General features: G+C 37.5%; 5 protein-coding genes and 1 pseudogene. 5 read left to right on the top strand and 1 reads right to left on the bottom strand.

Features of this window, described 5'->3' with window-relative positions; translation table 11 throughout:
- The 5 genes and pseudogenes from AAC037_RS16720 to AAC037_RS16700 all read left to right on the top strand — a co-directional run.
- A pseudogene (locus tag AAC037_RS16720) lies at nucleotides 1-614 on the top strand (hypothetical protein); the annotation flags it as partial.
- 18 nt (nucleotides 615-632) lie between these two features.
- Nucleotides 633-1,169 (top strand): hypothetical protein, encoded by a 537-nt coding sequence (locus tag AAC037_RS16715; RefSeq protein ID WP_339904149.1) that lies wholly within the window; start codon nucleotides 633-635, stop codon nucleotides 1,167-1,169.
- A gap of 229 nt (nucleotides 1,170-1,398) precedes the next feature.
- Nucleotides 1,399-1,734, top strand: a complete 336-nt coding sequence (locus AAC037_RS16710; RefSeq protein WP_339904147.1) for a tRNA-binding protein — start codon at nucleotides 1,399-1,401, stop codon at nucleotides 1,732-1,734.
- 274 nt (nucleotides 1,735-2,008) lie between these two features.
- On the top strand, nucleotides 2,009-2,965 hold the full coding sequence (locus AAC037_RS16705) for a glycosylase (RefSeq protein ID WP_339904145.1): 957 nt from the start codon (nucleotides 2,009-2,011) through the stop codon (nucleotides 2,963-2,965).
- A 282-nt stretch (nucleotides 2,966-3,247) separates the two neighbouring features.
- Nucleotides 3,248-5,602 (top strand): TonB-dependent receptor, encoded by a 2,355-nt coding sequence (locus AAC037_RS16700; protein ID WP_339904144.1) that lies wholly within the window; start codon nucleotides 3,248-3,250, stop codon nucleotides 5,600-5,602.
- 112 nt (nucleotides 5,603-5,714) lie between these two features.
- Here AAC037_RS16700 and AAC037_RS16695 read toward each other — a convergent pair.
- Nucleotides 5,715-6,862, bottom strand: a 1,148-nt coding sequence (locus tag AAC037_RS16695; RefSeq protein WP_339904142.1) for a PmoA family protein, incomplete at its 5' end; no start/stop codon positions are given.

Here is a 6,862-nt window from a genome sequence, read left to right as displayed (position 1 = left end):
CGGACAAAAGAAAGCCATCTTTTATCGGAAAACTAGGCTATGATAAAACCTTAGACAATGAACTACGCCTAAGGTTGACAGGATCAGTTTATACAACTTCAGGTTCTGTAAATAACACCCTGTGGGCAGGAGATAGATCAGGTTCACGTTATTACCTTGTCATGTCCAATACATTGGCTTCTACTTCTTCCGATTTTAGAACAGGCCGCTTTAATCCCGGTATGCGAGACAATGTAACCGCAATTGTGTTGAACCCATTTATTTCGTATCGTGGTTTGGAGCTTTTTGGAAACTTTGAGCAATCAAAAGGTAAAGCGTCCAATGAAAGCGAAGACAGAACCTGGAATCAAGTAGGTGTTGACGCAGTTTACCGTTTTGGCGCCAGTGACAATTACTATTTGGCGGGCCGTTACAATAAGGTTGGTGGTGAAATGGTAAGTGGAATAGAACCAAACATTTCTCGTGTTCAAGTTGGTGGTGGTTGGTATATTACCAAAAATATTCTGGCAAAATTAGAATATGTTAGCCAAAACTATCAGGATTTTGCTCCAACTGATATCCGTAATGGAGGTTCTTTCAATGGATTAATGATCGAAGGAGTAATAGGTTTTTAAAGTTTAATTTATTAAATCATGCGTATCGCGTTACTACTAGGCTGTTGTTTATTCCTAACCGGCTCATTTCAAAATGAAGCATTGGTTATTGATCAAACAGAAATCATTGTAAAAGGCAAAACTACAATCGGGAGTTTTGAATGCAGCTATGAGAGTCAAGACAAACGCGATACGCTACTTTTTGATTCAAAGTCCAGTGCAGTAGCTTCCCTGGATTTTGAAATCCCTGTAAGTGCTTTTGGTTGTGGTAATTTTTTATTGAACAGTGATTTTAGAAAAACGCTTAAAGCTGAAGAACATCCAATATGTTTGGTTTCTGTAAGTAATTTGCAACGTGGTTCTCAAATGATTTTTGGCGATATATTTTTACAAATGGCGGGTAAAGATCATGTTTTAGAAAAAGTGGCATTTTACCAATTGGATGGTAAATACCAAGGTTCCCTAAACCTCTCCATGGAAGAGCTTGGGCTTAATGCTTCAAGCCGTTTAGGAGGCTTAGTTAAGATTGAAGAGTCCATTGATTTGGAAATAAAACTTTTTATGGATGATGCTTGAATGCTTAATGGCTAAGATTTAGAAAGATTGAATCCAAACCATTAAAAGCTTGAATGTGCAAAAGAATTATTATTCCATGATGGAATCACTTTTCGAAGGTATTGATACGGACATTAACCCTGCCTTCTTAAACTAAGTTGGTTTCATTACCTTACTTTTTTCCGATATATTTGAGTCAGGATTAAAATCAAAAGTTGTTTTCATGACCTGAGAACTTAAGCGAATAATAATGGAGGAATTATCTTGGGATAACTTTTTAAAAGTAGAAATGAGAGTAGGAACAATACTTTCGGCTGAAGTATTTATTGAAGCAAAAAATCCTGCTTATCGATTAATGATAGATTTTGGGTCTTTTGGCAAAAAGAAAACTTCAGCTCAAATAACAAAAAAATATAAACCTGAAGAATTAATTGGTCGACAAGTAATTGCTGTAATTAATTTTCCACCCAAACAAATTGCCAACATGATGAGTGAGTGCCTGGTCTTGGGAGGTTTAGGAGAAAATAAAGAGGTGACATTAATTCAACCTGATAGTGCGGTGCCAAATGGAATGCGAATAGGGTAATATAATAGGCGCAAATTGAGTTTATTTAAGGGTTGAGGAAAAGAAGCTTTTAGGGCAAGTATAGAACAAAGATATTTTACTTTATATTCAGCATTCAAATTAATTTTAAGCCCATTTTACACAGGGCTTTTTCTATTCTTAATAATTTTTAATAAAGTTATTGTATCCAATGAAATCTTCATTCTTATCCATAGTCCTAACATTCATATCCTTAGCATTGAGCTGTTGTAACCAAAAGGAATCAAATCCAAAGACAGCAGTTTCTAAAGAGATAATGGAACAAATTTTTGAAGAAGTTAAAACCCCTTTCAAATATGGAGTGGTTTTTCAGCATCCGGATACTACTAAGATGATTGATTCACCAACCATTTTCCAAAAAGATGAGATTTGGTACATGACATATATTGTTTTTGATGGGCAAGGCTATGAAACATGGTTGGCAGAAAGTGAAAATTTGTTAGACTGGGAATCCAAAGGTAAAATTTTGTCTTTCACCAAAGACACTTGGGATGCCAACCAAAAGGCAGGATATGTCTCCCTGGTCAATACAGAATGGGGTGGAGATTATGGTGTGGAAAAATTTAAGGATCAATATTGGATGAGTTATTTGGGAGGGAGCTCTGAAGGTTATGAAGCAGGAACACTTAAAATAGGCATGGCCAACACCACTACCTTGACCGATGCTAAAGAATGGAAAACAAACCATAAACCATTATTGTCTCCTGAGGATGAGGATATTCGTTGGTTTGAAAATAAAACCATTTACAAAAGCTTGGTCATCCGAGACAATGATGAAAACACCGGACATCCTTTTATCATGTACTACAATGCGAAAGGAGATTCAGCAAATTATGAAAGTATTGGAATGGCTGTTTCAGATGATATGTTGACTTGGAAACGCTTTGGAAATGATCCCGTCATAAGCAGAGGAAAAGGAATTTGTGGAGATGCCCAAATTGCTAAAATAAATGATCTATATGTTATGTTTTATTTTGGAGCCTTCTGGAAGCCTGGAGCTTTTGAAAGGTTTGCTTGTTCCTATGATTTAATTAACTGGACAGATTGGGAGGGGGAAGATCTGGTTGCACCTTCAGAAGATTTTGACGAAAAGTATGCCCATAAGCCATGGGTAATAAAGTGGAAGGGTGTGGTTTATCACTTCTACAATGCAGTAGGCAGCGAAGGAAGAGTAATCGCTTTGGCTACATCCGAAGATTTGAAAAAGAACTAAACAGGCTAAACTACCTTTTCTTAGCCTTTAATTTTAATGAGTAAAAGTAAACATGAGTTATTAAATGTTTTTAGCCAGGTTATTATCGTTTCTTTAAACTCAGGATTTTTAATAAGGAGCACACGCTAATTAGAACCAATCCACCCATTTAAAATATATTTTTTTAATATTATCGACCAAAAATAAGGCCATCACCCTTTCGATAGGTTTGATTCAGTTTCCTCCAAACTAGGGGGATATACAACTTCTGTTGTCATTAGGTAAACACTAAAAATTTATCTTATGAAACCTATAGTATTTGGCCTATTTATTTTTGCCACTTTTTTATTTGTGAATGCAGTTAATGCACAAAGTCCCCATCAAACGATTAGAGGGAGAATTGTAGATACCGATAGTAAAAGTGCCATTCCCTTTGCAAATGTCACAATAGACAATTCAAACCCATTAATTGGTGAGATCTCAGATATTGATGGCAATTTTAAAATTGAGAATGTAACCGTAGGTCGGGTTACTTTGTCGGTTTCAAGCTTAGGTTATGAAAGGGTTACCGTTCCAAATATTTTGTTGATTTCAGGTAAGGAGACTGTTTTAAACATTGAGATGAAAGAATCATTTCAGCAATTGGATCAGGTGGAAATAAGGGCCTATAAAAAGGGAGAATCCACCAATGAAATGGCCATTAGTTCCGCCAAACAACTCTCCATTGAAGAATCCAAAAGACATGCAGGAGCCATAAGTGATCCCGCACGTCTGGTGTCTTCCTTTGCCGGAATAATCAATGAAGGTTCCGGTAACAATGACATCATCGTGCGAGGAAACAACCCACGGTTTATACAGTGGAGGTTGGAAGACATTGAGATCCCTAACCCAAACCATTTTGCTATTGAAGGGCTTACAGGTGGCCCCATCAATGCCCTGAATAGCCAAATGTTGGCCAATTCAGCATTCTATTCAGGAGCCTTTGCCTCCCAATATGGGAACGCTTTATCGGGTATTTTTGACATGAAACTCAGAAAAGGCAATGATGAAAGGCAGGAATATAGTTTCTCATTAGGCGTTTTGGGCCTAGATTTTACCGCTGAAGGCCCCATCAGTAAAAAGAACAATAGTAGTTACTTGGTAAACTACCGTTACTCTACCCTTTCCTTATTGGATGACATAGGCTTGGTTGATTTTGGTGGTGTACCCAGGTATCAGGATTTAAGTTTTAAATTTTATTTCCCCACAAAAAAGGCAGGAATATTTACCTTTTTTGGATTAGGGGGAGCTAGCAAAATCGGCTTTGTTACCACTGATGAGGAAGACGATGAAATCATATTGGAAGATGGTTCCCAATACAGTAACTTGGCAGTAACAGGACTTAAACATTTTATTCCTTTGGGCAACAATACCTACTTAAAATCCATCGTCTCTTATGGTTTTAACGGGAGTAAATTGATTGAAAAAAGACCTTATGAAGAAGAAATATTGAAAGAATTTTATAACGCAAGCTTAAATAATCAAACCTCACGTCTATTGTCCACCTTACATCATAAAATTAATTCCAAGCACAATTTTCAGGCAGGACTGATGTATGCTCATAGTAACTTTGATTTTGAGAATCGCTATTTCAGTATTCCTCAAAATCAATATTTGAAAGGGCAGGAGAATGAAGGAGTAGCCAATTTTACTGAGGGTTATTTCAATTGGAAATGGAGGGTTTCAGCACTTCTTACTGCTATAAACGGGGTGCATGTTTCCAAAAGCAATTTAAATGACAAGGTATATATTGAACCCAGATTGGCTTTGAAATACCAACTGGATGAATCGCAAAATATAAATGCAGCTTTTGGCCTACATAGTAAAATGGCCTCTCTGCCTAATCATTATGCCCTGGTTTACCAGCCCAATGGCAATTATTCCATGCCCAACAAAAATTTAGAGCTTATGCAGGCTTCCCATTATGTAATTGGCTATGAAAATTTATTGAACAGCAATTTGTTTTTAAAGCTGGAAGCCTATTATCAGCATTTGTATAATATCCCTGTCGAGGACAAATTAGGGAGTCTCTATTCTTTAATCAATCAAGATGATTATTTTGTGGACAAGGCTTTAGTAAATGAAGGTGAAGGAAAAAATATTGGTTTGGAACTTACCTTGGAGCGGTATTTTAGCAATCAATATTATTTCTTGCTAACGACTTCCTTCTATGATTCTAAATACAAGGCCAAAAATAGAGCTTGGAAAAACTCCAGATACAATGGGAATTATGTAGGGAACTTTCTATTTGGAAAAGAATTTACAGTGGGACGAAAAAATTCTAATGATAAAACCATAGGAGTTAATTCAAGAATTACCTTTTTGGGAGGCAGAAGGTATACTTCAATTGACCTGGAAGAATCCATCAAACAGGAAAAGCAAGTGGAAAATGAAGGTCAATACCTGGGGGATAAGGCAGATGATGTGTTCTACCTTAATATAGCCATAAGTTATCGAGTGAATAAACAAAAGCTAAGCCATGAGGTCAAACTGGATATTCAAAATCTGACAAATAATAATACAGCGATTGATTATTACTACAATAACGTTAAAAAAGAAATCGATGAAATACCGCAGCTATCCATGTTCCCGGTAATGAGTTACACGGTTCATTTTTAGGCGAAAGAATCACCGTTGGGTAGAATAATGATGTATTCCTAAGTGGGCCTTATTTTGTCACCTTTGTTGCCATATTGTGTGACAAAGGTGACAAAATATCACTAGACCTCTTTTAATCCAATAGTGTAGCCTTTACCGGAGACTTCAAGCTCTGATCGATATTCCTAATTATTTCCGGGTTGGATGCTCCATTGGGCACATAATACCTGAATTTACTCTTATAACCGGCTCCGGGAGCAATATAAAACTCCCCGTCAACCATTGGTGCATAGACCCAATATGGCATGGAAGGGTGCACCCTGATGGCTTGTGGATACCTGTAATTTTCAGGAAATCCAAATACTGTAACCGATGTTTTTTGGCCGTCAACCTTTCCTGAGGCTGAAACCCAAGAGGCATGGGTATGGTTGGCGTTTTCATTTGTATAGCCCTCCGATGTCAGGATTTCCCAGGTATTGGTAAAGTGGGTACTGTCTACTTTATTCCATTCTTTGCTTCCTCTGAAACCCATTCCACCGTAATGATATTCTAAAATAAAAAGAGTGTCATTACTTGTATTGGTTTGTTCCGATATCAAATCAAAAATGAAATAATCATCGGTTGGGTAAACCATGATGGTCCATTTTTCTCCTAAGACTTCCCCATATTTTAGGCTGATGTGGCGCAATTGACTTTCGATAATTGCCCCACTGTTTCCTGCCTCCGCTGTATTCAAACTTACATGTTCTACTGTACCTGTTTCTGAATGCTGATTCCAGAAATCAACTTTTTCTCCTTTATATTGGGTATTTACCCACGCATTGAAAATAGCGTGTTGGTGGGTATGACCTGACGGAAAAGCATCTGTAATAATTTGTCCACTCGGACTGTAAAGTGGGTGGATCATGCCGCTTCTCTCATAATAATCAGGCAAATCACCGGGAGGGCTTGCCACTGCGGTTTGATATTTTAGTACAGGCTGTGATTCGGATAATACTTCCACCCCCTCTTCTGTTTGTGAGATAGTCACTTTTTGCTTTTTAGATTCGGTAGCTTTTATTAAGCTAAATTCAGCCTTGGTAGCTGCATCCATATGATCTATAAAGACCAACAGTTCTCCGGAGGGCAAAACTTGTGCGGGATAACTTGCACCAATATTTTCATTGATTAGCTGATATTTTCCCCCCTTGCTGAGCGGTATATCAATCTGGATAGTCAGAGGGTAATTTTCCCGTGCTATCTCCCCGGCATCCAGCGCTATTTTCATTAGCGGTGATGAAG

This window comes from uncultured Cyclobacterium sp. (assembly GCF_963976465.1).
Lineage (GTDB): Bacteria > Bacteroidota > Bacteroidia > Cytophagales > Cyclobacteriaceae > Cyclobacterium.
The sequence above is the reverse complement of the archived record's forward strand: the minus strand, read 5'-3'. Positions and strand labels throughout refer to the sequence as shown.

Excerpts from the sequence above, each read along its gene's own strand:
- AAC037_RS16715 (WP_339904149.1), top strand. The coding sequence starts at position 633 with ATGCGTATCGCGTTACTACTAGGCTGTTGTTTATTCCTAACCGGCTCA.
- AAC037_RS16710 (WP_339904147.1), top strand. The coding sequence starts at position 1,399 with ATGGAGGAATTATCTTGGGATAACTTTTTAAAAGTAGAAATGAGAGTA.
- AAC037_RS16705 (WP_339904145.1), top strand. The coding sequence starts at position 2,009 with ATGGAACAAATTTTTGAAGAAGTTAAAACCCCTTTCAAATATGGAGTG.
- AAC037_RS16700 (WP_339904144.1), top strand. The coding sequence starts at position 3,248 with ATGAAACCTATAGTATTTGGCCTATTTATTTTTGCCACTTTTTTATTT.